We start from the raw sequence: 26,751 nt of genomic DNA on the forward strand, positions 1-26,751 counted from the left end.
GTACCAGGGGACGCGGATCAGAAGGGCTTGGTCGGCAGGTACTTGCCGTCCAGGGTGATGACGGCGCGCTCGCCGCCCTCGGGGTCGGCGACCTTCTTCACGTCCAGCCTGAAGTTGATCGCGGAGATGATGCCGTCGCCGAACTGCTCGTGGACGAGGGCCTTGAGGGTGGTGCCGTAGACCTGGAGCATCTCGTGGAAGCGGTAGATCGTCGGGTCGGTGGGGATGCCGCCGGGGATCGAGCCACGGGTCGGGATGGTCCGCAGCACCATCGCCGCATCGTCGTCCAGGCCCAGCAGGCCGGCCACCGCCTTCGCGGAGTTCTCCGGCAGGGGGTGCTGGCCGAGCACGGCCGCGGTGGTGAAGGCGACCGACAGGCCGGCGGCGTCGGCGATCTGCTGCCAGGAGAGGTTCTTGCGGGTCTTGGCCTCCACGGCCTGAGCGGCCAGGGCCTGGCGGGCGGAGGGGTCGAACTGGGCGTGCGTCATGGGTGGGTTCCTTTCACTGTGTGCCCCGTGCGCGCATCGGGCGCGGCAGCGGGCGGGTTCGGGGGTGGCGGTCCCGGGACGCGCTGACAGGGCCGGCCCGGGAAGCCGGGGTCAGGCCGCGAGTGGGGCGGCGGGGCCGGTGGCCTTGATCTCCTCGACGCGGCCGGTGGCGATGTCGAAGACCCAGCCGCGCAGAGTGACCTTCTGCTCCGCCAGGGCGCGGGCGACCGACGGGTGGGTGGCCAGGTTCGCCAGCTGAGCCAGCACGTTCTGCCGTACCAGGGCCGGTACGTCCCCGGCGGTGGCGGTACGGGCCACCGAGGCGTCGGCGAGCCGCAGCCAGTCGGCGACGGCCGGGGCATCGCTCAGGTCGTGACCGTGGGCGAGCGTGGTCATCGCGCCGCACGCGGAGTGCCCGCAGACGACGATGTCCGCCACACCGAGCACGGCGACGGCGTACTCGACGCTCGCCGCGATCCCGTCGGCGCCGGGGGTGTAGGCGGGGACGAGGTTGCCGGCGGTGCGGACGACGAACAGCTCGCCGGGCCGGCACCCGGTGATCAGTTCGGGGACGACGCGGGCGTCGGAGCAGCCGATGTACAGCGTGTGGGGCCTGTGGTGGTCGGCCAGGTGGGCGAAGAGCTCCTTCTTGGCCGGGAAGACGTCCCGCTGGAAGCGCGCGACGCCCTCGGCGAGGTCATGCATGGGTCACTCCTTTCGTGGCGGCCCGGCCCGTGCGGCCCGGCGAGATCCACCATGCATGACCTCGATGTATAGCGTCCAAGACGCATTAATCATGGCTGCTATTGGTCTCATCTATAGTCGGGTCCATGGCCCTGGAACTGCGTCACCTTCGCTATCTGCTCGCCGTGGCGGATCACGGCAACTTCACCCGCGCCGCCGAGGACCTGCACATCTCCCAGCCCACGCTGTCCCAGCAGATCAAGCAGCTCGAACGGACCCTGGGCACGCAGCTGCTGGACCGCACCGGCCGCACCGTACGCCTCACCGACGCCGGCGAGGCCTACGCCCACCACGCCCGGAGCGCGCTGCGGGACCTGGCCGCCGCCGAGCGTGCCGTCCACGACGTGCAGGACCTCTCCCGCGGGCAGCTGCGGCTGGCGGTCACGCCCACCTTCACGGCCTACCTCGTCGGCCCGCTCACCGCGGAACTCCACACCCGCCATCCCGGCATCACCCTCACCGTGCGCGAGACGGCCCAGGACCTCATCGAAACCGGCCTGCTCGCCGACGAGTTCGATCTCGGCATTGCCTTCCAGGGCTCCCACCTGCCCGGCATCACCGCCACCGCCCTGTTCACCGAGACGCTCACCCTGGTCGCCGGCACCCACCACCCTGCCGCCGGCCGGCCCGGCCCGCTACCGGTGCGAGACCTCGCCGACCGCCAACTGGCCCTGCTCAGCACCGACTTCGCCACCCGCGGCCACATCGACGCCTACCTCGAACAACACCACGTCAGCCCCCGCATCGGCGTCGAGGCCAATTCCATCCAGGCCCTCATCGAAGTCGTCCAGCACACCCCGCTCGCCACCGTCCTCCCCGACGCCGTCACCCACGACCACCCCCGCCTCACCCCCATCCCGCTCGACCCCACCCTCCCCACCCGCACCGTCACCCTCCTCCGCCGCACCGACGCCTACCAAAGCGCCGCCACCCGCGCCTTCACCCACCTCACCCACGACCTCGTACGCACACGCGGATACACCCCAGCCCCTTGAAAATGGCCTGGCTCTCGCTCGATCGGGTGAGAAACCGGCAGCACCGCACGTGCGCCGAGCCCATCGCATAGGTTCAAGGACGAAGTCACCGAGTGAGCAGGTAGCACTGAAGGGGCGCTGTGGGCACTCGTCACTTCCTACCGAGGGATTGCCCACCGGAATTCGACAGCGCGGCTTCCACGCCGCGTCCAGATCCAGAGGCTCCCGGCAGCGGAATGCAGCGGTACGCACTGCGCGTCCTCGTCCTGCTGTGCGCCGGATACTCCGTCGGTTCGGCACTCGGCTGGGGCTCGAGCGGAGTCGCCCTATTCATGGGGGATTTCGGCCTGAGCGCCGCGGCGGGCACCGCCGCCGTGTCGTGCTTCCTCTATGCGCGCAGCCCCGGTGTCCGCTTGCGCCCCGCCTGGCTGCTGTTCGCCCTCTCCTCGGCGATGGCGGCCCTCGGCTACCTGGTCTGGGGATGGTACGAGGTCGTGCTCGAGCGGCCCGTGCCCAACGCCGGCTACGCCGATCTGTTCTTCCTGTGCTTCGCGGCGCCCGCCGTCGTCGGAATCCTGGTGTTCGCCAAACGGCCCGTGACGAAGACCGGCTGGGTCTGCCTGGCGCTGGACGCCTTGCTGATCGGCGGCTCGCTGCTCACGCTGTCGTGGAGCCTCGCGCTCGCCCAGGCGGCCCGGTCGGGCGGACCGAGCGTGGCGCACACCGCGCTGTCGCTGGCGTACCCGCTGCTGGACATCGCCCTGGTCAGCGTGGTGCTCACCCTGCACTTCCGGCGCTCCGCGGTGAACCGCACGGCGGTCGGCACCGCCATCGGCGCGCTGGCGCTGACGGTGATGTGCGACGCCCTGTTCACCTCGCCGCTGCTGCACAACCGCTATCACTCGGGCCAGTTGCTCGACGCGGGTTGGTTCGCCGGCTCCCTGCTCCTCGCATACGCCCCCTGGGCCGCGTCCCGGAACGGGCATCAGGAGACCGCCGATGGTCGCGGTTGGTATCCGGCCACGGAGCCGATGCGGAAGTCGCCGGCAGCTCAAACGCCCTATCTGTCCGCCGCTGTCTGCACGTTGGGGATCCTCTACAACGTCCTCAACGGCCGCAGTGTCGACCGGGTGGTGCTTCTCACCGGCGCCACGGTCGTGCTCGCCCTCGTGGTGCGCCAGGGCGTCATGCTGCTGGACAACATCACCCTCACCCAGGAACTGGCGCAGAAGGAGAACCACTTCCGCTCCCTGGCGCGGGACTCCGGCGACGTCATCATGATCGCCGCGCCCAACGGCATCCTCCAGTACGTCTCCCCGGCCGTCAGCCATGTTCTCGGTCGCGAGGCCGATGAGCTGATCGGCTCCGAACTCGCCGCGCTCATTCACCCCGACGATCTCGGCCGTGTCCTCTACGAGGTGCGCCGCTTCCTCGCCGTCGGCTCCCGGAAAGTACCCACCACCTGCTTCGAGTGCCGCTTCCGGTCCGGCGACGGCAGCTGGCTCAACGTCGAGTCCACCGTCAGCCGCCACCACGGCGGCCTCATCTTCAACAGCCGGGACGTGACCGAAAGGGTGCGCCTGCAGGCGCAGCTGCTGCACAACGCCGAACACGATCCGCTCACCGACCTGCCCAACCGCGCCCTGTTCACCAAGCGCGTCGAACAGACCCTGTCCGGCCACCGCGACGACGACCACGTCATCGCCGTGCTCTTTGTCGACCTCGACGACTTCAAGTCCGTGAACGATCGCTTCGGTCACCAGGCGGGCGACGAACTCCTCGTCCAGGCCGCCCACAGACTCAAGGAGATCGTAGGGAACGAGGACACCGCGGCCCGCCTCGGCGGCGACGAGTTCGCGGCTCTCATCGTGGACGACAGCGGCCGCGACCACTCAGCCGGCGAACAGCACGTCCTGGAGCTCGCCCACCGGGTGAGAATCACCCTGTCCCAGCCTTGCACCATCGACGGCAACGACATCGAGGTCACCGCCTCCATCGGCGTCGCCTTCGCCGAACCGGCCCTTGGGGCGGGCGAGTTGCTGCTCAACGCCGACCTGGCCGCGTACCGCGCCAAGGCTTGGGGGAAGGACCGGGTCGAGCTGTACGCGCCGCATATGCAGGACGAGACCCCTGCGGTGGCCCGAACGGCCGGCGAGACGCTGGAGCACACCCTCGCCAGGCTCCTTGTCCGTCTCGGGCCGCCTCCCGAGCCCATCGAACTCGAATACGCCCCAGCAGGAAACGGCGACGGAGGCGCCCGGCAGTGAGTACGGAAGAAAGCAGCAGTGCTCTGCCCCTCCCGCACGACGACCCCGTCGTCTCGGCGGGTCTGGACGTCGCCATGAAATGGGGTGCCGCACTTGGTGGGCCGGAGAAACTCAAAATTGCCTTCGAAGCCCTGGAACCCCAGCTCAAACGGGAGCATCAAATCCGGCTCAAACAGCTGGACATGCAGCGGGAGGCCACCGCACGCGCTGAAGAGAACGCCAGGGCCACCGCGGAACGCATGGTGCGACTGGCGCGGGAAAAACGCCAGGCCGCACTCCGGATGACCGGCTTGTACCTGAGTGCCGTGATCAGTGTCGCCATGCTTCTTGCCGGCGCATACGTGGCCAAGGAGAAATGGTGGCTTTCGCCCCTTCTGTGGGGCCCCAGCCTGGTGGCCATGGGCAAGTTGTACGCACTGGGCCGTAGCGACGCTGATGACATGAAGGCCGTGTCTTTGGGCGCCAGGGCCGCGACGACGAGCGCAGCCCAGCAGGCGCAGCCCCCACCCGTCCCTTGACGTCATCCACGGTGATGTGGCGCGAGGCATGCCGCGCCACTGAAGCCGGGGGCAATTGGAATGATCCGCCTATAAGGTCGCCACTCTGCCCCTACCATGTGGTTCGTTGCGCGGCACAGGAGGCAGAGGGGGAGCCATGTCGCAGCTCGTGCGCTTGCAGATGCCGGATGATCAGGTCATGTGGGCAACGGTCGATGAGGTTGACGGACCGAGCGACTCCGGTCTCGGCGAACGGATCACGGAAAAGCTTGAGGGCTTCCATGAGTCCCTCCAGACCATCGCCGGCAATGTGCGCAGCGCCGTGGCGTCAGCCCGCCCTGACGAGATCAGTGTCGAGTTCGGTCTGGAACTGGCCGCCGGCGAAAACGGCATTGTCGCCGCCCTGGTCGGCGGTAGCGGCAAGGCGGCGTTCAAGGTGACCTTGACCTGGACCGGCCAGGGGCTGCCCGTTACACCCGCCGCACCCGTGGTGCCACCGCAGCCGGCACAGCCCCCGACCGTACCTCCGGTGCCACAGGCTCAGGACTGAGGCCATCCGCCGTGCGCAGGCCCTTGCCACTGTCACTCCTTCAGGAACACCTGGGCGCCTGCCGCGTGCGCGTCCTCGGAGTGACGCAGGGGACGGGCTTCTTCGTCGCCCCGGGCTATGTGGTGACCTGCGCCCATGTGGCCGGGGCACAGCCCGGCACGGGGTTACCCGTGTTCTGGAACGACATCGAGTTCGAAGGAACCGTGCTGACCGCGTCGGCCCCGGCCAAGGGCCGGGAGTTGTGGCCGTATCCGGATCTGGCCGTCGTACGGCTCCTCGACGCACCCGCGGATCACCCGTGTGTCTGGCTGGATACCGTCCCTCCTTCGCGCGACGCCCGCCTGACCGCGGTCGGCTTCTCCGGCATCTACGAGTCCGGCAGCGCAGCCGAGCGTTCCGCCGCCCTCATCCGCGGGGGCACGACGAAGCTGCATGGCGGCCCGATGCTGGAGTTGGTGGGCGGCGAGGTCAACCAGGGGCTGTCCGGCGGCCCGGTGTTGAACCATGAGTCCGGCGGCGTCTGCGCGATCGTCAAGGCCACCAGACTGCGGAACACCTCCATGGGAGGTCTGGGTACCCCCGTAAGCGCGCTGAGGCTGCTGGACGCGGAGGTCTACCGCACCCTCATACGGGCACACGATGCCTTCCACGGGAAGGACGACCGGTGGGCCCGCCTGTCCGACCACGTCATCGGGTGCGACATGGGAGGGGCCGACGTGGGACCCGACCCGGTGCTCAGCCCCACCGAGGGACGGCAACTGCTGGCGATCTTCTCCCAGCTGCCGACGGGACCGAGTACGAGCAGCCATCTCGCCGCGTTCTTCGCGGCTGCCGTCGAAGGTGCCCTCCCGCCCGCGACGTTCCCCCTCCTGGACCACCGTGACGTCTTCACCGAGCTGGCCGCCCAGATGCCACCCGAGGGTGGTCGACTTCCCTACGAGCTGGCTTTCGCCGCTGATCTCGCCCGTAAGGCCGCGACGGCTGGTCCGGCCTGTCAGGGCGCCGCGCAGCAGCTGCGCGACCGGGTGCTGATCACGGCGGGCAGGCTCGGGCTCGGGGGGATGGTCCAGCGGCGCCTGGCCGAGGGGCCCGTGTCGGCCGTCCAGTCATCGATCATCGGCCGGATCCGCCATTCCATGCGCGATCGGCGGCTGTACCACGTCATGGTGTGGCGTTACCGCTCAGAGAGCGATATTGATCCGGCTGCCCCGGAGTCGGACGCGCTTCCCCTGAACCAGGCGATCGAGCATCTGGCGGCGCTGCTGCCCGAACAGATCGAGATCATGGGCGGGGTCACCCGCCCCGGTCTGATCGAGTTGATCCTCCCGAAAGAGGCACTCGACGAAGGATTTGCCGATCTGTCGCTCTGGCCGCAGTTTCCCTGGTTCTCACTGGGCCGCAAACAGCATGTGGTGGTCCGCCCGCTCGAGCGACACGAGGCGCCGTCGTTGCACGCGGCATGGGCTGAGCGCTGGCACCAACTGGATGGCAAGGCGGTCAGCGAGATGATGGTGTGCGTATGCGGACAGGGCGATCAGCATCAGGCCGCGCTGGACGCCACGTTCGACAGCGACCCGACATTGGCCGCGCTCGCGCTCGCCGGCTCGCCGCAGTCGCCGCCGGTCTCGGATGCCTACCAGGTGGCCGTCGCATCCGGAGTCCCGATGATGATGTGGCGGCGGGGCAGCCCGGCCTGCGAGCGGGATGACGGCAGCCGGTGCGGGGCGCCGGGGCGTCTGACCTGCCCCGGCAACGGGTTCTTCGCCGAACTGTGCGCCGCCCTGGACGACACGCGGCGAGACGAACTGCCCGAGAGGATCCGCCGGTTGCGCATCGACGCGCGGAAGCCCCCGACGAGGGAGGGGCATCTCGGCGACGACATCGTTCTGCTGTGGGACGACCCTCGACGCCAGATACCCCGATCTCCCTTGGCCCCGGCTCAGGAAGGACGCCCCTGATGAGCGAGTGGCGGATTTACCAAGGCGTGCGCGAACCGCACGACGGCATCGACCGCCTGCCGGACCCGCCGCCCTGGCGGGACTTCGAGCACGCTGGTGAAGTTACCCCGTTCGACCGGAACGCCGAGGCCCACGGGGACCGACGGCTCCCCAGGGCTGACGCGTACAAGGCCGAGGAAGGCACCATCGAGGCGGTCAACACCGCCCTGTACCTACGCCGCCCCCTGTTGGTGACGGGCGATCCCGGCGTCGGCAAGTCCACGCTGGCGTACGCGGTCGCCCGTGAACTGAAGCTGGGCACGGTGCTGCGCTGGCCGATCAACAGCAAAACCGGATTGCGCGACGGTCTGTACCAGTACGACTCTCTGGGCCGCCTGGAGGACGCCGGAGTCGACCGTGCGGTCGGCGCCTCCGCAAGTGGTGCCGCAGAAGCGAGCGGGCAGGGCGACGAGACCGGAAAACGTGACGTGGATCCTGCCACAGAGGCGGCACGAGGTACGGACGTCGGTCGCTTTCTGCGGCTCGGGCCGCTCGGTACCGCTCTGGCGCCGTACGCACTACCACGCGTCCTGCTCATCGACGAGATCGACAAGAGCGACATCGACCTGCCCAACGATCTCCTCGACGTCTTCGAGGAAGGCATGTTCGAGATCCCGGAGCTCTCCAGGGTCACCGACAAGCAGCCGAGGGTCCGGGTCCGCCCTGCCGATGACGGCGAACCGGTCACGGTCGTGCGTGGCAAGGTGCGCTGCCGCACCTTCCCCTTCGTCATCCTCACCAGCAATGGCGAGCGTGAGTTCCCGCCCGCCTTCCTGCGACGCTGCATCCGGCTCAATCTTCCGGCTGTCGACAACGACGAACGGCTGCGGACGATCGTGCGGGCGCATCTCCCGACAGCGGCAGAGGACGCCGACGAAGTCATCAGCAGGTTTCTCCGACACGCCGAATCGGGCGAGCTGGCCACCGACCAGCTGCTCAACGCCGTCTATCTGGTGAGCCGTACGACAAGTGACGGTGCGCCGAGCCTCGACCGGCTCACCGAATTGGTGTTCCAGCATCTCAACGTGACGGTACCGGCGGAGTCGTGATCGAGCGATTCGGCTCGTTGCTCGCTGGAATCACTCCGGTGGAGCAGCCGCCCACACCTCGTGAAGTTGCCGAACTGATCTGGCTGGCACGGAATTTGCCTGAAGAAACCGGGCAGGACGGGCCGGTCACATTGCCGCCGGAGGGCCGAGCAACGCCGTCCCCCACGGGGAGCGCCCCGGTCTCAGAGCCATCGGAGGCCAGTGCCGCCGACCGAGGCGATGCCGAGGCCACGAGGTTGTATCTGCCCTGGCCCGGCTGCCCGAACGAGGGGGCGGAAACACAGGCAGAGCAGGCGGCACCGGTTCGCGTGGGCGGGTCGGCGGCGCTGCCCCGCCGTCGGGAACTGGCGCGCGCCCTGCGCCCGCTCAAACGCCGTGTCCCCTCCACGGTGAACACGGTTCTCGACGAGGATGCCACTGCGAGCCGAATCGCCGACCATCACCACTGGATCCCGGTGTTCACACCGGCCGAGGACCGATGGCTCGACCTCTTGATCGTCCTGGACGCGTACAGCGAGAGTGGCATTTTCTGGGAGCCACTCGCACGCGAATTGCGCACCCTGTGTCAACAGCTCGGGGCCTTCCGTGATGTACGCCTGTGCCGTCTCCTGGCACGGAGCGACGGCTCTCCAGGGCTCGGAGCCGGTGCCGTGACCCCGCCGCATCGGCTGCGCTCGACGAGTTCAGCCGTCGATTCCACCGGTCGCACGGTCACCCTCCTCCTCACGGACGGCGTGGCACCGGCTTGGCGCTCCGAGGTACTGCGGGGGGTGCTGCGAAAGTGGGCAGCCAGTGGCCCGACGGCGATACTCCAGGCACTGCCTGAGCATGCGTGGGAGCGGACCGCCCTGGCGCCCGAGCCGGTCCGCCTTCGCAGCACGGAAGCGGGCGGGACCAACTCCACCCTGCTGTACACCGGTTATGGCTTGCGCCCGGATGGTCCGAAGCGGGGCGCTCTTCCCGTACCGGTGTTGGGAGTCAGCCCCGAGTGGCTTGCCCCGTGGGCGCACGCAATCGCGGAACCTGCCGCGTTCGACGCCGCCGCGGTACTGCTGCCTGCATCTGCGGCACGCTCGCGGCCCCACTCCGGCGTGCTCGACATGAGCGAAGTGCCCGGACAGGGCGTCACGTTCGAGGATTTCCGGGCCCAAGCGCAGCCCGGTGTCCTCCGTCTCGCTGCGTACCTCGCGGCCGCCCCGCTCAATCTGGCGGTCATGCGTACGGTGCAGTCCGCGATGCTGCCGGACAGTCCCCTGTCCGACCTGGCGGAGATCGTCTACAGCGGGCTCCTGCGGAGAGTGCGCGGCGGCAACCGCACCGACGATGCACTGGGCCAGGTCTACGAGTTCGTTCCGGGCGTACGTGAGCGCCTGCTGAGCGGCCTCCGCCGGGACGAGGCCGACGAAGTGATCGCCACCGTCTCCGCGTACGTGGACCGTAACGCCCCGACGGTCAGCGCCCGCTTCACGGCCACTGTGCCCGACCCCGACGGAACGCTCACCCTCCCGGCCGGCGCGCGTCACTGGGCAGAGGTCCACAACCTGGTACGCCGGCGACAAGGCAGACGTCCGGCGTCGGCAACACTACGCGAGCAGGCGACGCCGGACGTGGCAACGAAGCCCACGCCAGAACCCGCTGAACCGGCAACACGATCCACTGTTCTCGTCCTGACCGCCCTCGGTCTCGAGTACAACGCCATCCGCGCGCACGTCGAGGAGCGACGGAAGTTCGTGCACCCGAGGAACGGGACCTTGGTCGAGATGGGCCAACTGCCAGGTACTTCCTGGCATGTTGCCATCGCCGAACTGGGCATGGGCGCCGCGCAGTCCGCCGCTCTCACCACAGCTCTCATCGACTGGCTGCAGCCCGAAGCCGTGTTCTTCATCGGTGTCGCCGGCAGTCTGAAGGACGACGTCGGGATCGGGGACGTCGTCGTGGGCACGCGGGTGTACGAGATACACGGCGGCAAGCAGACACCCGAGGGTCTGCTCGTCCGGCCGAGGGCCCTGCCGACCTCGCTCGCGCTCCAACAGGCGGCGCGTTCCGCCGTGCGAGACGTGCCCGACGTACGGGTGCACTTCATGCCGATCGCCACCGGGGACGTGGTCCTGGCGGAAGCCGGGTCCGAGATCGCCCAGCTCCTCCGCAGGAGCTACGACGACGTCGGCGCGATCGAGATGGGGGGCTCCGGGGCAGCCCACGTGGCCCATCTGAACGGCCAGTTGGACACCCTGGTGATCCGGGGCATCAGCGACCGGGCAGACGGGGGCAAGAGCGGAGCCCACGCCCCGGGTGCACAGCAGCTCGCCGTCAGTCATGCGGCCGCAGTGACGGCGGCGGTGCTGCGTAAACACCAGCCTCGCAAGGGATCCTCCCTTTCCTCCGACTCCGAGCAGGGGTCCCATCGGCTTGGGGACGACGGAGCCACGTACGACGGAGATCACATTGACTTCCGGGATGGCACCTTCCATGGCCCCGTCATCGGAAAGGCAACCGGACGCAGTAGCGGCGAGAGCACCGCTCACGGCCCGGTCCCGCGAGCGGCCACCACGCTGCCGCCCCGCCCCCCGGGCTTCACCGGCCGATCGGCGGAGTTGGACCGCCTGCTCCCGCAGCTCTCACCCGACGAGGACGCATTGGCTGCGCTCCCGGCCCACATCCTCGCCGTCACGGGTATGGGCGGCATCGGCAAGACGGCGCTGGCGGTGGAGGCGGCGCACCGGGCTCGTGCGCGGGGTTGGTTCCCGGGCGGGACGCTCTTGGTGGACTTGCGCGGGTCTGACGAGGATCCGGTCAAGGCTGATCAGGCGGTTGTGGCCCTGCTCGGCGCACTCGGCGTGCGGGACCGGGATCTGCCGCCGACGACGGAGCGCCGGTACGACGCATACCGCGCGCTCCTCGCCGACCGACGGGACCGGATGCTGCTGATCCTGGACAACGCGTTGGACCCGACCGAGTGCCTGCCGCTCCTGCCCGGCACGGACCGGCACCGGGTGCTCATCACCTCCCGGGACCGTCGCGATCGCCTTCCGATACGCCTCATCCACCTGGAGACACTCGCCCCGGACGACTCCGTCGCCCTCGTGACCCGTGCCCTGCACGACACCGACGAACGCGACGACCGCCCGGCCCGCGAATTGGACGCGCTGCGTGAACTGACCGATCTGTGCGGCCACTTGCCCCTTGTCCTCCTGATCGCCGCGGGGATGCTGCACCGGCGACGCTATCGGGCCATTGCCTCTCTGGTGGCCGAGATCCGGGATGCCGGGGCTGCCGCCGGCGCTGACAGTGCCGGCCCCGGAACGGACCCGTACGGAAGCTCACTCACCGTGCGTCCCGTGCTGGAGACCTCGTACCGTCAATTGCCGCCCGACCAGGCCCGGCTGCTGCGCCTGCTCTGCCTCGCTCCGGGTCCGGAGACCGGTACCGAGGCGCTCGCCGCTCTGACCGACACAGATGCGGTGACCGTGTTGTCCCGGCTGGAGGAACTGGCCGCCCGATATCTCGTCACACCGGTGCGGGACGTCGACGGGACGGCCTCCGCCACGCGTTGGCGGGTGCATGACGTGGTGCGGGCGTTCGGGGCAGGTGTCGTGACGGGAGCACAATCCCGACCGGCGGGGTCTGCGCATGCCGGCGGCCGTGACAACAGCGATACATCACTGCCCTCGCCGCCTCCAGTGCGAACTACCGTCAGCGACCACGTGCCACGTACCGACCTTTTCTGGGAGTTGGCGGGACTGATCGCGCGCGTTCCGGGGCTGGATCGCCGACTCCCTCTGCGGCGGGCTGCCGAGGCGTTCGCCGAGCGGTTCGGGCCGCTCGACGTCGATCACTCGGGGATGACCAGGGAGGATCTCTACGCGACGTTGCGTGAGTGTGACGCCTATCCGGACGGGCTGCGGTTCTATCTCGACACGCTCGGCAGTGGCCGTGCCGGAACCCTGGCCTGGCAAGCGGTCGAGCAGGTGTATCTGCGGCTGTACCCGGCTGAGCCTGAGGAGACACCCGGACCGGAGGCGACGCAAGACGAGCTGTCCAACCTGGTAACTCGCGCGCGTGTCGTGTTGTTCGACTTCGATGGACCGATCTGCCGTCTCTTTGCGAGCCACTCAGCCGAGCGGATCGCCGGGGAACTCGTCGACTGGCTGGAGGGGCGTGGACTGCGTGGGTTGCTGACGGAGGAAGAGAGCATCACGCCGGACCCGCACGTCGTGATGCGCGCGGTCGGACGGCGCCATCCAGGGAGCGACCTGGTCGCGGAACTGGAAGAGCGGCTGACGGCCGAGGAGCTGAGAGCCGTCACCAGCGCCATGCCGACCCCCTTCGCCGACCCTCTGATCCGAAGCTGGACGGCGATGGGAGTGCGGCTCGCGATCACGACCAACAACTCTCCCAGAGCCGTCATGACCTATCTGAGGTCCCGTGGCCTCCATGACGCTTTCACGCCGCACATCTATGGGCGCACGACGGATCTGGCCCATCTCAAGCCGGCCCCCTCTGTCCTCAACAGAGCCCTCAGAGCCATGGGCGTGGAGCCGGAGGACGCGTTGTCGATCGGGGACAGCCCGTCCGACCTCGAGGCCAGTCGACGTGCCGACGTTCCCTTCCTGGGCTATGCGCGTAACGAGCGAAAAGAGGAACTGCTGCGAACAGCAGGCGCCCAGGTGATCGTGCATTCCCTCGAGTCTGTTCTGCGCGTCATCATGAGCGCGAGCGCCTCCTGACGGCTTCGCAAACCGAACGTGGGTCGCTGGGCAGCGGGCTCTAGCTTGATGCGTCAACGGCGCAGATGCGCGTGATGGTGTCAGCCTGGGAGTGCACCTTGGTGTGGTTACGGGACTCCGCGAGCATGGCCAGTAGCCCTCGTGGGCCGTAGAACGCCGACAGCTTGGCATGGAAGACGCCGTGTCGTGTCTCGCCGGTTTCGGGGTCCACCCAGCTGGCCGCCTCACGCTGGGTGTGCTCGGGCTGAATGATCCATGGGCAGCCCGCGGCCGTTTGACCGGCTGCTCGCTCCAGGGCGGCCAGCGTGGATGTACTGCTGCCGTGGAGACGGGTGACCGCCTGGCTGCCCCAGTTCCAGGCGGGGTCGGAACCGGCGTACTTCAGATAGTGGTGGCGGCGGCTTTTGGGGAGGGCGGCGAATTGCTTGAGTGTGATGTGGGCGCCGTCCGGCATGTCGAATCCTTCCGGTGTCACGAGCTGTGTGTGCGGGAACAGAGCGCGGACGCTGTCAGGAAAGCTGTCGCGTGTCACAGACCAGAACGGCAGCACCATGGGGGCCTTCTCCTCGAAGGCGACGTGAGGTGGCAGGTCGTAGACCGGGGCGCCGGTGTCTGCGGCGGCCTTGAGCCGGCGGGGGGCGAGGTTCTCCGCCATGGCGCCGAGGAAGGAATGGGATCTGATCAGGCCGCAGTCCAGGGACTTGATACCCGCGTCCCATCCGAAGTAGCGCAGGCCCGGCCGGGTCCTGTTGATGAAGTAACGGACGCCGGCCGGCGCGGAGGCGTTGTCGGTGAGGTGCAGGAGCGGCGCGTCGGCCAACCCCAGCGCGGTCACCTCTTCCACGAATCCGTGGGCGAGGCTCGGAAGGGAGACATGGCTTCCCGGCAACCCGTACTGTGCGTACAGATCGCGCATGAGCTCGTACTCGCCCCAGCCGGACCCGGGACACTGAATCTCGTACAAGGTCCCGTCCGATGCCTCGTCGGTACGGAAGAACAAGGGTGTCGTGAAGAGCGAAGCCGCCAGTTTTCGGTGGTGCTCGAATCCGTAGGTCTCTGAGCAGTCGTTGATCAGTAATCCGGCGATTCGCGGATCCGCCTCACCCCGCAGGGAGGCGACGAAGAGGTCGCGCGTCACCTGGAAGAAGATCTCGATGGCCGCGAAACGGCGTTGTCGCAGCTGCCATGCCGCCGGGGAGAGAATCAGCGGGGCCGGGGCCAATAACTGTCCCAGACTGGGCGAACCCCCAGCCCCTTCCCGGAACAACTGGTCCGCATCACGATAGAAGCCCACCGGATGCTGCGGTCGCCGTCCATTGCCGTCGGGCGCGGGACCGGAGGGCTGCATCGGACGCGTGGCCGAGTTGTGCACGCGGCCTCCTTATCGATCTGACATCGGCCTTGGCAGGCTTCCCTGGAGCGCCGTGCTGCAAGCGAGCGTGTGGGAAAACGGCCGACGGGCACTGTGCCGCACTTCTGTGCGATCGCTGCCGCATTGGAGTGAGAGCGAGAAACAAGCTCTCTACGTCGCTCCGGAACCGGCAACCATCAAGGCACGGTGATCACAACAAAGCCGGCCATGTCCGCCGGCCGCATCCCCCAAGGAGCTTCTCGACAGGTATGACACCTACACCCTCCGCCCCGTCCGTGCATCCCACCGTGGCATTGGAGAGGTTCGCCCGCTACCCGGACCGCGTCGCGTTCGTTCACCAGGACCGCACAACCACGTACAGCGAGGCTCTGCAGCAGGTCTACCGGCTGGCGCGAGCATTGCGCGACGCCGGCCTGGGCCGCGGTGACGGTGTGGCTCTGCTGGCCGACAACCAGCCGGGTACGGTCCTGGTGTCCTTGGCCGCCGCGTTGTCGGGCTGCAGGCTGATCCCGGTGGAGCCGGGACTGCCCGTCCAGCAGGCCGCCATGCTGCGCGAGGCTCGGGCTGCCGCTCTGGTCTTTTCCCCACAGACGTACCAGGGCGCCGCTGCTCAACTCGCGCGAGAAACGGGGCTCCTGCTCCTGAGCATGGGGCCTTCCACGGAGGCCGAGGACCTCGTGGAGCGCGCCCGGCCTCTGCCCGCGACGCCGCTGGCTGCCGGTGGCCGGCTCGGTGACATCGCGCGCCTGGCCTATACGAGCGGAAGTACGGGGCGTTCCAAGGGCTGTTGCCACACCTTCGGCGCGCTGAGCGATCATTGGGCGTGGCAACCGCGTCGCTGGTCCAGGCACATCTCGGCCGTGGCCGCCGCTGCGGAGCGATACCTCGTCCCCAAGCCCGGCAACTCGCCGGTGCGCACGGACTTCATGGCCCTGCCCTTGCTGAGCGGCGGCACAGTGCACTTGCTCGATGCCTTCGAGCCGGGGCTGGTGCTGGAAACCCTCGACCAGCGCCGCATCACCGCGATGCTGCTCAACAGCGCCCAGTTGAACGAACTTCTCGACCACCCGGATGCGACCGACGCGGACCTGAGCGGTCTGCGTGCCGTTGTCGTCGCCGGTTCGGCCCTCACCACCGCCCGTACACGGCAGGCACTGGAGCGGTTCGGGCCAGTGCTGTACCAGGCATACGGAATGAGCGAGGCCGGGCTGATCTCCATCATCGGCCCCGACGAATTGCTGGAAAGCCCCGGAGAACGCCTGCTGTCCGCCGGCCGTCCACAGCCGGGAGTCGCCGTTCAGGTCCGCTCCGACGAGGAAGAGCGGCTTCCCGTGGGGGAGGCCGGCCACATCTGGGTCCGTACCCCGCAGCTCATGATCGGTTACTGGCAGCACCCTGAACCCGATGCCGGCGCGCTGCGGGAAGGCTGGCTGCGCACGGGGGACATCGGCCGCCTGGACGAGGACGGTTACCTGTACCTGCTCGACCGGGACAAGGACGTGATCAACTTCCGGGGGTTCATCTGCTACTCCCGCGACATCGAAGAGATCCTCAGCCGTCACCCGGCGGTCCGCGCCGTAGCTGTCGTCGGCGTGCCGCACGATCGAGACGGCGAGGCCGTCCACGCGGTCGTCGTGCCCGCCGAAGGCGCTGCCCCAGGCATCGCGGCTCAAGAAGCGGAGTTGCGCGAGCTGGTCGAGAGGGAACTCGGTCCCCCCTACGCTCCGTCGTCCATGACCTTCACACAGTCCTTGCCCTTCACCGCGACGGGGAAGGTGGACAAGAGGAGGCTGCGGGCATCCTTCTGGACAGAACGGGAACGGCCCATTCAGTGACATTCACTCGGAGGGGTTGAACACCATGGAACCCCAAGGCTGGTGCCGTGACGCCGCTGCCACAATGCCCAGGTGATCACAGAACGCCACACAACTCGCTGTTCAGGTGATTTGGTACGGCCGGTCCTCCGGCTCCGGCGTCAAGGAGGCCGTCGATGAGCCCGTACGGCAGGGCGGAGCAGCCCGTGACGGTGGGTGTGGTGGTGGCGCGCACGGGCCGGTTGGCCGGGTTGGGTGATCCGCTGGCGTTCGCCATGGAGACCGTGGCGCCGAAGTTGCGCCCGGTCGGCGGGGGCGCCTTGCGCCACCCCGTGCGTGTGGTGGCTCGTGACAGCTGCTCCACCGCCACCGGCGGACGGGAGGCGGTGCGGGCGCTGGTGGACGAGGAGGACGCGCGGATCGTTCTGACGCTGGCCGGTACCGAGGTACTGCCGGCCGTGGCGGATGCCTGCGAGGAAGCGGGCGTCCCGTGCGTGTCGAGCACGTTTCCCTGGCAGGTGTACTACTACGGGCGCGGCGCGAGCGACGCATGCGGCTTTCGCTGGACGTACCACTTCTGCTGGGGCCTGGACGACATCGCGGAGACCTTCGCGGACCTGTGGGAGCGGGTCGGCGGCGGTCGGCGCAGCGTTGGGTGCTTGTGGAACGACGGTCCGCAGGGCACCTGGTCCCGTGACCCGGACCGGGGGTTCGCCCCGGCAGCGTCGGCACGTGGCCATCGCCTGGTGGACCCCGGTGGCTACCGCGAGCAGTCTGCCGACTTCGCCGGGCACCTGGCGGTGTTCCGGGCGGCGGACGTGGACATCGTCACCAGCGCGGCGACCGGGCGGGACCTCGCCCTGTTCCGAGCGGCCGCCGCCGAGCACGGGCGCCCGCCACGATTGATCACGTGCTCGCGCTGGCTCGCCTACCCGCCGACCACCCGGGCCCGGGGGACCAGGCCCGCCCATGCGGGTGTGGCGACCCTGGTCTACTGGACGCCATCACACCCCTACCGCTCGTCCATCGACGGCACTACGGCCGCGGAACTGGCCGAGGCCTACGAGCAGCGAACCGGCCGCCAATGGCTGCAGCCTCTCGGACTCGCGTATGCGCTCTTCGAGGTCGCCTGGCACGCCCTGCGTACCGCCGCCGACCCCACCGACCGCGCAGCCCTCGCCGAGGCGATTGCCGGAACGCGCCTGGACACGATCGCGGGCCCGCTGGACTGGACTGCCGGACCCGTGCCCAGCGTGGCCACGATCCGGCTGGCCGGGGGGCAGTGGCAGCCCGGCCGCCGCCACGACTACGAACTGGCCGTCGTGACCGACGGCCGCCGAACAGGCGTTACCGCCCGCGCCGACCTCTTGTAGTGAAGATCCACCGTTGCTCCGATCGGCAGAGCCGCCCTGTGCTGGGGAGCGTGGGCAGGACGGTCCGCGGACCGCCTACCCTTGAACCCATGACCAGCAGCAGCGACCGGAGCCCGGCAGTGGACGTTCGATCATCTAAGACGTACGAAATTCGCACCTACGGGTGCCAGATGAACGTCCATGATTCCGAGCGGCTGGCCGGGCTGCTCGAGGACGCCGGGTACGTGCGGGCCCCGGAGGGCGCGGACGGGGACGCGGACGTGGTCGTGTTCAACACCTGCGCCGTGCGGGAGAACGCCGACAACCGGCTCTACGGCAACCTCGGCCGCCTCGCGCCCAGGAAGGCGAGCCGCCCCGGTATGCAGATCGCGGTCGGCGGCTGCCTCGCGCAGAAGGACCGCGACACCATCGTGAAGAAGGCGCCCTGGGTGGACGTCGTCTTCGGCACGCACAACATCGGCAAGCTGCCCGTCCTGCTGGAGCGCGCCCGCGTCCAGGAGGAGGCGCAGGTCGAGATCGCCGAGTCGCTGGAGGCCTTCCCGTCCACCCTGCCGACCCGCCGCGAGAGCGCCTACGCGGCCTGGGTGTCGATCTCCGTCGGCTGCAACAACACCTGCACCTTCTGTATCGTCCCGGCCCTGCGCGGCAAGGAGAAGGACCGCCGCCCCGGAGACATCCTCGCCGAGGTCGAGGCACTGGTCGCCGAGGGCGTCTCCGAGATCACGCTGCTCGGCCAGAACGTCAACGCCTACGGCTCCGACATCGGCGACCGCGAGGCCTTCAGCAAGCTGCTGCGCGCCTGCGGCAAGGTCGAGGGGCTGGAGCGGATCCGCTTCACCTCCCCGCACCCGCGCGACTTCACCGACGACGTCATCGCCGCCATGGCCGAGACGCCGAACGTCATGCCGCAGCTGCACATGCCGCTCCAGTCCGGCTCGGACACCGTCCTGAAGGCGATGCGCCGCTCCTACCGGCAGGACCGCTACCTCGGGATCATCGAGAAGGTCCGCGCCGCCATCCCGCACGCCGCGATCACCACCGACATCATCGTGGGCTTCCCCGGCGAGACGGAGGAGGACTTCGAGCAGACCCTCCACGTCGTCCGCGAGGCGCGCTTCACGCAGGCCTTCACCTTCCAGTACTCCAAGCGGCCCGGCACCCCCGCCGCCACCATGGAGGACCAGATCCCCAAGGAGGTCGTCCAGGCGCGCTACGAGCGGCTCGTCGCCCTCCAGGAGGAGATCTCCTGGGAGGAGAACAAGAAGCAGGTGGGCCGCACGCTGGAGCTGATGGTCGCCGAGGGCGAGGGCCGCAAGGACGGCGCCACGCACCGGCTCTCCGGCCGTGCCCCCGACAACCGGCTCGTCCACTTCACCAAGCCGGACCAGGAGGTCCGCCCCGGTGACGTCGTCACCGTCGAGGTGACGTACGCCGCCCCGCACCACCTCCTCGCCGAGGGCCCCGCCCTCTCCGTGCGCCGCACGCGCGCGGGAGACGCCTGGGAGAAGCGCAACGCCGCCGAGGCCGCCAAGCCGGCCGGCGTCATGCTGGGCCTGCCGAAGATCGGGGTGCCGGAGCCGCTGCCGGTCGCGTCGGGAAGCGGCTGCGGCTGCGACTGAGGATCGGCCGACGGCCGCTGTACGGCGTACTCTGCCGATCATGCTCGTCGCCGCCGCAGTCTGCCTCTGCCCCCCGCTGCTCGTGCCCGAGGTCGCCGCGGGCGCCGCGCCCGAGATGGACGCCGCGCGCGCGGCCTGCTCGGACGCGCTCGGTGTGCTCGCCGCCGCCCGCCCGGACCTCCTGGTGGTCGTCGGGCCCGCCGGGCAGAGCGGACGCGGATCGTTTCCGCAGGGCACCCCGGGATCCTTCCGCGGATTCGGCGTCGAGGTGGACGTACACCTCGGCCCCGCCACGGCCACCCCTCCCGGGCGCGAGCTGCCGCCGTCGCTGGCCGTCGGCGCCTGGCTGCTGGAGCGGACCGGCTGGGCGGATGCCCCGATCGAGGGACTCGGCGTCGGGGAGACGCTCGCGCCCGAGCGGTGCATCGCGGCCGGAAGGGAGCTCGGTGCCCGGGCCGGTCGGGTGGCGCTGCTGGTGATGGGAGACGCCAGCGCGTGCCGCACGGTCAAGGCGCCGGGCTACCTCGACGAGCGGGCGGCACCCTTCGACGCGGAGGTCGCGCGGGCGCTGGGCGCGGCGGACGTGGCTGCCGTCGAGGCACTGGACGCCGAGCTGGCCCATGAGCTGAAGGCCTCCGGCCGAGCCCCCTGGCAGATCCTGGCCGGCGCAGCCGAGGCCGCGAACCTCCGCGGCACGCTGCTGTACGAGGACGCGCCGTACGGGGTGGGGTACGTGGTCGCGACCTGGTCCTAGCCGGCACAACCTGATGGCGCCACCTGGTCACGGCGGCCGGTCACGTCACCCGGGTCACGGCAGCCGGTCACGCCATCCGGGTCACTGCGCCCGGTCACGGCGCTCGGTCACGCCATCTGGGTCACGCCATCCGGGGTCACGGCACCCGGGTCACGGCAGCTGGTCACGGCGCCCCGGTCACGGCGGCCGGTTGTGCCATCCGGGTCACGGCGGCACGGTCACGGCGGTCGGTGTGCCACCTGGGTCACGGCGCCCGGGTCACGGCGGCCGGTTGTGCCATCCGGGTCACGGCGCCCGGGTCACAGCGGCCGGTCATGCCACCGGGTCACGGCAGCCGGTCACGCCATCCGGTTGCGGCGCTCGGTCACGTCACCCGAGTCACGCCACCCGAGTCACGCCATCCGGGTCACGGCAGCTGGTCGTGCCACCCGGTCACGGCAGCCGGTCCCAGACGCCCGTAGTTCATGCGCACGTGCGACCGGCGGGCGGCCGGGAGCCGTTGGGCTCCGGGGCCGTCCGTCGGTCCGCATGCCGTTGGGGAGACTCAGGAAGCCGGTGGCGGCCCCTCCGGCCTGGTGGGGGGCGTCGGACCGCCGGTGGCCTTGTGCGGGCCGGGACCTTCCTTGTGGGCGAGGCGGTCCATCGCCTCCTTGGCCTTGCCGGTGCCGGCGTGGATCCTGTCGCTGTACTTGTGCTTGGTCCGGTCGTCCACGACCTTCGCGGCCTTGTCGAGACCGTGCTGGACCTTGTCCCCGTGCTGCCGCGCGAGGTCCGACACCTTGTCCCTGGCCGGGCCGAGCTTGGCCTTCATGTTGTCCAACACACCCATGGTCCACCTTCCCTCGCGGGGCAGTTACCTGCGGGCGCCCTCGCCGGCCTCGTTGTCGGCGGCCTCCTCGGCGGACTGCTGCTTGGGGATGCCGGAACCGTCGGACGCGTCGTCCGTACCGGCGTCCGATCGCGCCGCCACGTCCTCGCTCCCGTCCTCGGCCGAACCCTTCGCCTCAGCCGATTCGGCCGCCTTCGCCTCCGCCGACTCCGCTTCCTCCGCCTCGGCCGCTCCCGGCTCCGTGCCGGCCTGCGCCTCGGCGGCCGACGCCTCCGCAGTCGCCTTCGACCTGCCGAGGAGTCGTGCAAAAACGCCCATATCCACTCCATACGGTACTCGTGCGGGCGAATTCCCGCGTTACCCGGTGCGTACGGTTGCACCGCCCGGGTCACCGCCCTCCGGCGCGCCGGAGGGCGGTATCTCGCCACGGGCAACGACCCGGGAGCCCGCCTGTCACGTAACTCGTTCGGGGGAGGGCCAGGAGGTTTGCGAGACTGGTGCGGTGAGCAGCGCACCCTCCACCCCCCGCGTCATCGCCGTCGTCGGACCCACCGCGGCCGGAAAGTCCGATCTCGGCGTCTTCCTTGCCCAACAGCTCGGCGGGGAGGTCGTCAACGCCGACTCCATGCAGCTGTACCGGGGGATGGACATCGGCACCGCCAAGCTGACGCCCGAGGAGCGCGGCGGCATCGAGCACCACCTGCTCGACATCTGGGACGTGACGGTCACCGCCTCCGTCGCCGAGTACCAGAAACTGGCCCGCGCCCGGATCGACGCACTGCTCGCCGAGGGCCGCTGGCCGATCCTGGTCGGCGGCTCCGGCCTGTACGTCCGCGGGGCCGTCGACAACCTGGAGTTCCCCGGCACCGACCCCCAGGTCAGGGCCCGGCTGGAGGAGGAGCTGGGGCTGCGCGGCTCCGGCGCCCTGCACGCCCGGCTGGCCGCGGCCGACCCCGACGCCGCCCGCGCGATCCTGCCGAGCAACGGCCGCCGTATCGTCCGGGCGCTGGAAGTGATCGAGATCACCGGCCGGCCCTTCACCGCGAACCTGCCGGGCCACGACTCCGTCTACGACACCGTCCAGATCGGTGTCGACGTGGCTCGCCCGGAACTGGACGAGCGCATCGCGCGCCGCGTCGACCGGATGTGGGAGGCGGGCCTCGTGGACGAGGTGCGCGCACTGGAGGCGCAGGGGCTGCGCGAGGGGCGCACGGCGTCGCGCGCGCTGGGTTACCAGCAGGTCCTCGCGGCGCTCGCCGGGGAGTGCACGCAAGCGGAAGCGCGGGCCGAGACCGTACGTGCGACCAAGCGCTTCGCGCGCCGTCAGGATTCGTGGTTCAGGCGCGATCCCCGGGTGCACTGGTTGAGTGGGGCCGTGGCGGATCGCGGAGAACTTCCGCACCAGGCCCTGGCGTTGGTCGAACGACCGGTCACAGCCTGATCACGTCATGGCATCGGGATGCTCCGCCGGTCATCGCGGCCTTCGGTGCCGTGCCATCATCGAGCTTCGATCGACCAAGTGGAGCCTAGTTGGGAGGGCGCGTGGCGATGGAGGCCGGCCCTCGCGACACCGCACAAAGTGCCGAGCATGTCACCACCGACAGTGACGAACAGGTCCCGGCGCAGGCCCGCCCGGCGGACGACTGCCTGGGCGCGGCCCGCGTGCCCGAAGGGCGCCCGAGCGGAGACCTCCTGGCCGGGGACCGGCTGGGCGGCGAGTGGCCGGCCGAGGACCCGCTCACCGAGGACCCGCTCACCGAAGCCCGGCTGACCGACGACGGCCCCGACGAGACCCCGGACGGCGTGACCGACGACGGGCCGGAGCCGGAGGAGATGTACCAGAGCGGCCCGGAGGTCGAGGTCGAGCTGCGTCCGCAGCGCCGGCTGCGCATCTGGCAGCTCGCCCCGATCGTGGGACTGTCCGCCGTCGGCTCCCTGATGTTCGCCTTCCCGCTCGCCTTCGACTTCGGCGACAGCGGCGCCGTCATCGCCATGCTCGGCCTGCTGATCTGCTCCTGCGCCGCCGGCTGGGGCATGATGGCCGCCCGCCGGGTGGGCTACACCTGGCCGGGCCTGCCGGTGCGGGGTTCGGGCCGCCGGCCGGACTGGCGGGTCGTACTCGGCTACGTCCTGCTGGTGGCCGTGGTGGTGGTCCTCGCCGTCTGGCGAGTGGCAAGGCTCCGCTGAGGCGCGCCCCTCCCCGCCCCTCAGGGGTGAGTTCCACCGTCGCTTACGATCGAAGTATGAGCACGCGCACGCGCATCCCCTTCCTCAAGGGCCACGGCACCGAGAACGACTTCGTGATCGTCCCGGACCCGGAGAACGCCCTCGACCTGTCCCCGGCCGCCGTCGCCGCCCTGTGCGACCGCCGGGCCGGTATCGGCGGCGACGGGGTGCTGCACGTGGTGCGCTCCGCCACGCACCCGGAGGCCGAGCCGATGGCGGCCGAGGCCGAGTGGTTCATGGACTACCGCAACGGCGACGGATCGGTCGCCGAGATGTGCGGCAACGGAGTCCGTGTGTTCGCGCGCTACCTCCAGCACGCCGGATATGTGGGCGAAGGCGACCTCGCGATCGCCACGCGCGCGGGCGTGAAGACCGTCCACATCGCGAAGGACGGTGACGTCACCGTCGGTATGGGCCGTGCCCGCCTGCCGGAGGGCGAGGTCACGGTGAGCGTCGGAGAGCACAGCTGGCCCGCGCGGAACGTCAACATGGGCAACCCGCACGCGGTCGCCTTCGTCGACGACCTCGCGCAGGCCGGCAACCTGTACGACCCGCCGCCGTTCAGCCCGGCCGCCGCCTACCCCGACGGCGTCAACGTCGAGTTCGTCGTCGACCGCGGTCCGCGCCATGTCGCCATGCGCGTGCACGAGCGCGGCTCCGGCGAGACCCGCTCGTGCGGCACGGGCGCGTGTGCCGTCGCCGTGGCGGCCGCCCGGCGGGACGGCGCCGACCCGGCCGTCACCGGCACCCCGGCCACGTACACCGTCGACCTGCCCGGCGGACGCCTCGTCATCACCGAACGGCCCGACGGCGGGATCGAGATGACCGGACCGGCCGTGATCGTCGCCGAGGGCGAGATCGACGGCGAATGGCTGGAAAACGCGCTCGGCTGACGTCGCGAAACTACGAGGGGGCTGTTCTCCGGACGCCGGATCAGCAGTTTCTGCGTACGCGGGCGTTCGAAACCGCGGACGACGCCAGGGCATGTGGCGCAAAAGCTAAACCTCCTTTGCGTCGCTCGAATGGGTGATCCGTTTCACGCTCGGCGAGAGGCGGTCGGTCGCACGTGGTGGGCTCGGTAGCATCAAGCACCGGCACGGACGGGGGAACGCCGCCATCCCTGAGCCGCGTACGCCCTGGGGCCCCGTCCGCCGGTTCACGAGCCGGAGGTGCCCATGAGTGCGGAGGCCACGAACCCTGCGACCCCTGGCCCGGTAGCGCCCGCGGCGTCCGCTGCGGCCACCGCCCCCACGGCGCCCCGGGCGGACCGCAGGAAGTCCCGTCCCCGGATCGACCTGCGCAGGCTCGGCCGGGCCGCGCTGCTCGGCCCCACGGTCCGCGGCAAACTCCCCGACGCCATCGGTCATGTCGTGGAGGCGCACCGCGCCCACCACCCCGAAGCGGACCTCGACCCGCTGCGCCGCGCCTACGTCCTCGCGGAGTCCTCGCACCGCGGCCAGATGCGCAAGAGCGGCGAGCCGTACATCACCCACCCGCTCGCTGTGACCCTGATCCTTGCCGAACTGGGCGCCGAGACCACGACCTTGACGGCCTCTCTGCTCCACGACACCGTCGAGGACACCGATGTGACGCTCGATCAGGTGCGGGAACAGTTCGGCGAGGAGGTTCGTTATCTCGTCGACGGCGTGACGAAACTGGAGAAGGTCGACTACGGAGCCGCGGCCGAGCCCGAGACCTTCCGCAAGATGCTCGTTGCCACCGGCAGTGACGTGCGCGTGATGTCGATCAAACTCGCCGACCGCCTGCACAACATGCGCACCCTCGGTGTCATGCGCCCGGAGAAACAGGCGCGGATCGCCAAGGTCACCCGCGACGTCCTCATCCCGCTCGCCGAACGCCTGGGCGTGCAGGCCCTGAAGACCGAGATGGAGGACCTGGTCTTCGCCATCCTGCACCCCGAGGAGTACGAGCACACCCGCGAGCTCATCGCCCAGAACGCCGCCCGCCAGGGCGACCCGCTCGCCGAGGTCTCCGACGAGATGCGCGGGGTGCTGCGCGAGGCCGGCATCCCGGCCGAAGTCCTCATCCGCCCCCGGCACTTCGTCTCCGTCCACCGCGTGGCGCGCAAACGCGGCCGGCTGCGCGGCACCGACTTCGGCCGTCTGCTCGTGCTGGTGAACGAGGACGCCGACTGTTACGGCGTCCTCGGCGAACTGCACACCTGTATGACGCCGGTCGTCTCGGAGTTCAAGGACTTCATCGCCGTACCGAAGTTCAACCTGTACCAGTCGCTGCACACCGCCGTCGCCCGCCCGGACGGCCAGGTCGTCGAAGTCCTCATCCGCACCCACCAGATGCACAAGGTCGCCGAGGCCGGCGTCGTCGCCCTCGGCAACCCGTACGCCCCCGCGTCCGACGCCCCGGCCACCGATGGCACCGCCTCCGACGCCCCGGCCGACGGCGAGCGCGCGGACCCCACCCGCCCCGGCTGGCTCTCCCGCCTCCTCGACTGGCAGCAGGCCGCGCCCGACCCCGACACCTTCTGGTCCACCCTGCGCGAGGACCTCGCCCAGGACCGCGAGATCACCGTCTTCCGCCCCGACGGCGGCAGGCTCGGCCTGCCCGAGGGCGCCACCTGCGTGGACGCCGCCTACGCCCAGTACGGAGAGGACGCCCACGCCTGCATCGGCGCGCGTGTCAACGGCCGTCTGGCCACCCTCAGCACCGTCCTGAAGGACGGCGACACCGTCCAGCTCCTCATGGGCCAGGACCCCGCCTCCGAGCCTTCCCGCGAATGGCTGGAGCACGCCCACACCCCGGCCGCCCGCATCGCCATCCAGCGCTGGCTGGCGACGCATCCCGGCGGCGGCACCGCCACGGAGGAGATGACCGGCCCACGCACCGAAGCCGCCGAGGGCAGCGCCCCGGCGCGGCGCGCCGAAGCCACCGAGGGGACCGCCTCCGCGAGTCGTGTCGACATCGCCGAGGGCGCCCCCGCGGCCCGCCAACGGGGCGGCGAGGTGCTGGTGGACCGGCCGGGGGCCGCCGTACGGCTCGCCCGCTGCTGCACGCCCGTGCCGCCGGACGAGATCACCGGCTTCGCGGTACGCGGGGGCGTGGTGACCGTGCACCGGGCGGAGTGCGCCGCGGTGGCGCACATGAAGAGCAGGGGGCGTGCGGAGATCGGTGTGCGCTGGGGGGACACCACCGAGTGCCGGGTCACACTGGTCGCTGAATCGTTCGGTCGCCCCCATCTGCTCGCCGACCTCACCGAGGCGATCTCCTCGGCGGGAGCGGACATCGTCTCGGCGACCGTGGAACCGCCCAGCCAGCAGCGGGTACGGCACACGTACACCCTCCAGCTCCCCGACGCGGCCCACCTCCCGGCCCTGATGCGCGCCATGCGGGACGTCCCCGGGGTGTACGACGTCTCCCGCGCCCAGCACCAGGCTCCGGCCTCCTGAGGGACGCGCGGCGTGAGCGAGGGGCCTTGATTCAGAAGGCCCCCGG

At 70.1% G+C, this 26,751-nt stretch carries 19 protein-coding genes and 3 pseudogenes; 17 read left to right on the top strand and 5 right to left on the bottom strand.

Annotated elements, in window-relative coordinates; translation table 11 throughout:
* Positions 1 to 17 precede the first annotated feature (17 nt).
* Together cynS and ACWC0C_RS03240 are read right to left on the bottom strand one after the other, a co-directional pair.
* A complete protein-coding gene (gene cynS / locus ACWC0C_RS03235) occupies positions 18 to 488 on the bottom strand; it encodes a cyanase (RefSeq protein WP_449200714.1) in 471 nt (156 codons plus the stop codon).
* 111 nt (positions 489 to 599) lie between these two features.
* Positions 600 to 1,193, bottom strand: a complete 594-nt coding sequence (locus tag ACWC0C_RS03240) for a carbonic anhydrase (protein WP_450861215.1) — start codon at positions 1,191 to 1,193, stop codon at positions 600 to 602.
* Positions 1,194 to 1,318: 125 nt separating this feature from the next.
* Between ACWC0C_RS03240 and cynR the strand changes: the two genes are divergently transcribed.
* From cynR to ACWC0C_RS03285, 9 genes and pseudogenes are all read left to right on the top strand, one after another.
* Entirely contained in the window at positions 1,319 to 2,227 is a 909-nt protein-coding gene (cynR, locus tag ACWC0C_RS03245) for a transcriptional regulator CynR (RefSeq protein WP_450861217.1), read from the top strand.
* Between the two features lie 215 nt (positions 2,228 to 2,442).
* Positions 2,443 to 4,356 (top strand): annotated as a pseudogene (locus ACWC0C_RS03250) (diguanylate cyclase domain-containing protein); the annotation flags it as partial.
* Between the two features lie 113 nt (positions 4,357 to 4,469).
* Complete coding sequence (locus ACWC0C_RS03255) at positions 4,470 to 4,991, top strand: hypothetical protein (protein ID WP_449200711.1); 522 nt, start codon at positions 4,470 to 4,472, stop codon at positions 4,989 to 4,991.
* Positions 4,992 to 5,127: 136 nt separating this feature from the next.
* Positions 5,128 to 5,520, top strand: coding sequence for a CU044_2847 family protein (locus tag ACWC0C_RS03260; protein ID WP_450861219.1), 393 nt, complete (start codon positions 5,128 to 5,130; stop codon positions 5,518 to 5,520).
* Positions 5,521 to 5,600: 80 nt separating this feature from the next.
* A complete protein-coding gene (locus ACWC0C_RS03265; RefSeq protein ID WP_450861221.1) occupies positions 5,601 to 7,478 on the top strand; it encodes a VMAP-C domain-containing protein in 1,878 nt (625 codons plus the stop codon).
* Complete coding sequence (locus ACWC0C_RS03270; RefSeq protein ID WP_449200708.1) at positions 7,478 to 8,566, top strand: AAA family ATPase; 1,089 nt, start codon at positions 7,478 to 7,480, stop codon at positions 8,564 to 8,566. The genes ACWC0C_RS03265 and ACWC0C_RS03270 overlap by 1 nt, the downstream gene beginning before the upstream one ends.
* Before the next feature lie 38 nt (positions 8,567 to 8,604).
* Positions 8,605 to 10,899, top strand: a pseudogene (locus ACWC0C_RS03275) (SAV_2336 N-terminal domain-related protein); the annotation flags it as partial.
* 303 nt (positions 10,900 to 11,202) lie between these two features.
* Positions 11,203 to 12,168 (top strand): annotated as a pseudogene (locus tag ACWC0C_RS03280) (NB-ARC domain-containing protein); the annotation flags it as partial.
* Between the two features lie 432 nt (positions 12,169 to 12,600).
* Positions 12,601 to 13,293 carry an HAD family hydrolase gene (locus ACWC0C_RS03285; RefSeq protein ID WP_450861708.1) on the top strand — a complete coding sequence of 231 codons (693 nt, stop codon included), beginning with the start codon at positions 12,601 to 12,603 and terminating at the stop codon, positions 13,291 to 13,293.
* A 40-nt stretch (positions 13,294 to 13,333) separates the two neighbouring features.
* On the opposite strand, the gene ACWC0C_RS03290 is transcribed toward ACWC0C_RS03285, so the two are convergent.
* Positions 13,334 to 14,665, bottom strand: coding sequence for a hypothetical protein (locus tag ACWC0C_RS03290; protein WP_450861224.1), 1,332 nt, complete (start codon positions 14,663 to 14,665; stop codon positions 13,334 to 13,336).
* 248 nt (positions 14,666 to 14,913) lie between these two features.
* Between ACWC0C_RS03290 and ACWC0C_RS03295 the strand changes: the two genes are divergently transcribed.
* The 4 genes from ACWC0C_RS03295 to ACWC0C_RS03310 all read left to right on the top strand — a co-directional run bounded on the left by ACWC0C_RS03295 (position 14,914) and on the right by ACWC0C_RS03310 (position 20,225).
* The gene (locus ACWC0C_RS03295) at positions 14,914 to 16,500 is read left to right on the top strand and encodes an AMP-binding protein (RefSeq protein WP_450861225.1); all 1,587 of its coding nucleotides are present in this window, start codon (positions 14,914 to 14,916) and stop codon (positions 16,498 to 16,500) included.
* A 155-nt stretch (positions 16,501 to 16,655) separates the two neighbouring features.
* Positions 16,656 to 17,852, top strand: a complete 1,197-nt coding sequence (locus ACWC0C_RS03300; protein WP_450861226.1) for an ABC transporter substrate-binding protein — start codon at positions 16,656 to 16,658, stop codon at positions 17,850 to 17,852.
* Positions 17,853 to 17,941: 89 nt separating this feature from the next.
* Complete coding sequence (gene miaB / locus ACWC0C_RS03305) at positions 17,942 to 19,471, top strand: tRNA (N6-isopentenyl adenosine(37)-C2)-methylthiotransferase MiaB (RefSeq protein ID WP_449200704.1); 1,530 nt, start codon at positions 17,942 to 17,944, stop codon at positions 19,469 to 19,471.
* 40 nt (positions 19,472 to 19,511) lie between these two features.
* Entirely contained in the window at positions 19,512 to 20,225 is a 714-nt protein-coding gene (locus ACWC0C_RS03310) for a class III extradiol dioxygenase subunit B-like domain-containing protein (protein ID WP_450861227.1), read from the top strand.
* Positions 20,226 to 20,769: 544 nt separating this feature from the next.
* Here ACWC0C_RS03310 and ACWC0C_RS03315 read toward each other — a convergent pair.
* Complete coding sequence (locus ACWC0C_RS03315; RefSeq protein ID WP_449200400.1) at positions 20,770 to 21,054, bottom strand: antitoxin; 285 nt, start codon at positions 21,052 to 21,054, stop codon at positions 20,770 to 20,772.
* 24 nt (positions 21,055 to 21,078) lie between these two features.
* The gene (locus ACWC0C_RS03320; protein ID WP_450861229.1) at positions 21,079 to 21,372 is read right to left on the bottom strand and encodes a hypothetical protein; all 294 of its coding nucleotides are present in this window, start codon (positions 21,370 to 21,372) and stop codon (positions 21,079 to 21,081) included.
* Positions 21,373 to 21,556: 184 nt separating this feature from the next.
* Here ACWC0C_RS03320 and miaA point away from each other — a divergent pair, with 184 nt between their 5' ends.
* The 4 genes from miaA (at position 21,557) to ACWC0C_RS03340 (ending at position 26,705) form a co-directional block, all read left to right on the top strand.
* Entirely contained in the window at positions 21,557 to 22,495 is a 939-nt protein-coding gene (gene miaA, locus ACWC0C_RS03325; RefSeq protein ID WP_449200402.1) for a tRNA (adenosine(37)-N6)-dimethylallyltransferase MiaA, read from the top strand.
* A 107-nt stretch (positions 22,496 to 22,602) separates the two neighbouring features.
* Positions 22,603 to 23,241 (top strand): hypothetical protein, encoded by a 639-nt coding sequence (locus ACWC0C_RS03330; protein WP_449200473.1) that lies wholly within the window; start codon positions 22,603 to 22,605, stop codon positions 23,239 to 23,241.
* Between the two features lie 56 nt (positions 23,242 to 23,297).
* A complete protein-coding gene (dapF, locus tag ACWC0C_RS03335) occupies positions 23,298 to 24,173 on the top strand; it encodes a diaminopimelate epimerase (protein ID WP_449200403.1) in 876 nt (291 codons plus the stop codon).
* A 282-nt stretch (positions 24,174 to 24,455) separates the two neighbouring features.
* Positions 24,456 to 26,705 carry a RelA/SpoT family protein gene (locus tag ACWC0C_RS03340; protein WP_450861232.1) on the top strand — a complete coding sequence of 750 codons (2,250 nt, stop codon included), beginning with the start codon at positions 24,456 to 24,458 and terminating at the stop codon, positions 26,703 to 26,705.
* The last annotated feature ends 46 nt before the right edge of the window (positions 26,706 to 26,751 follow it).

It is taken from the genome of Streptomyces sp. NPDC001709 (assembly GCF_053596375.1).

Excerpts from the sequence above, each read along its gene's own strand:
- dapF (WP_449200403.1), top strand. The coding sequence starts at position 23,298 with ATGAGCACGCGCACGCGCATCCCCTTCCTCAAGGGCCACGGCACCGAG.
- miaB (WP_449200704.1), top strand. The coding sequence starts at position 17,942 with ATGACCAGCAGCAGCGACCGGAGCCCGGCAGTGGACGTTCGATCATCT.
- ACWC0C_RS03260 (WP_450861219.1), top strand. The coding sequence starts at position 5,128 with ATGTCGCAGCTCGTGCGCTTGCAGATGCCGGATGATCAGGTCATGTGG.
- ACWC0C_RS03295 (WP_450861225.1), top strand. The coding sequence starts at position 14,914 with ATGACACCTACACCCTCCGCCCCGTCCGTGCATCCCACCGTGGCATTG.
- ACWC0C_RS03320 (WP_450861229.1), bottom strand. The coding sequence starts at position 21,372 with ATGGGCGTTTTTGCACGACTCCTCGGCAGGTCGAAGGCGACTGCGGAG.
- ACWC0C_RS03310 (WP_450861227.1), top strand. The coding sequence starts at position 19,512 with ATGCTCGTCGCCGCCGCAGTCTGCCTCTGCCCCCCGCTGCTCGTGCCC.
- ACWC0C_RS03300 (WP_450861226.1), top strand. The coding sequence starts at position 16,656 with ATGAGCCCGTACGGCAGGGCGGAGCAGCCCGTGACGGTGGGTGTGGTG.
- ACWC0C_RS03240 (WP_450861215.1), bottom strand. The coding sequence starts at position 1,193 with ATGCATGACCTCGCCGAGGGCGTCGCGCGCTTCCAGCGGGACGTCTTC.
- ACWC0C_RS03270 (WP_449200708.1), top strand. The coding sequence starts at position 7,478 with ATGAGCGAGTGGCGGATTTACCAAGGCGTGCGCGAACCGCACGACGGC.
- cynS (WP_449200714.1), bottom strand. The coding sequence starts at position 488 with ATGACGCACGCCCAGTTCGACCCCTCCGCCCGCCAGGCCCTGGCCGCT.
- ACWC0C_RS03315 (WP_449200400.1), bottom strand. The coding sequence starts at position 21,054 with ATGGGTGTGTTGGACAACATGAAGGCCAAGCTCGGCCCGGCCAGGGAC.
- cynR (WP_450861217.1), top strand. The coding sequence starts at position 1,319 with ATGGCCCTGGAACTGCGTCACCTTCGCTATCTGCTCGCCGTGGCGGAT.
- ACWC0C_RS03340 (WP_450861232.1), top strand. The coding sequence starts at position 24,456 with ATGAGTGCGGAGGCCACGAACCCTGCGACCCCTGGCCCGGTAGCGCCC.
- ACWC0C_RS03330 (WP_449200473.1), top strand. The coding sequence starts at position 22,603 with ATGGAGGCCGGCCCTCGCGACACCGCACAAAGTGCCGAGCATGTCACC.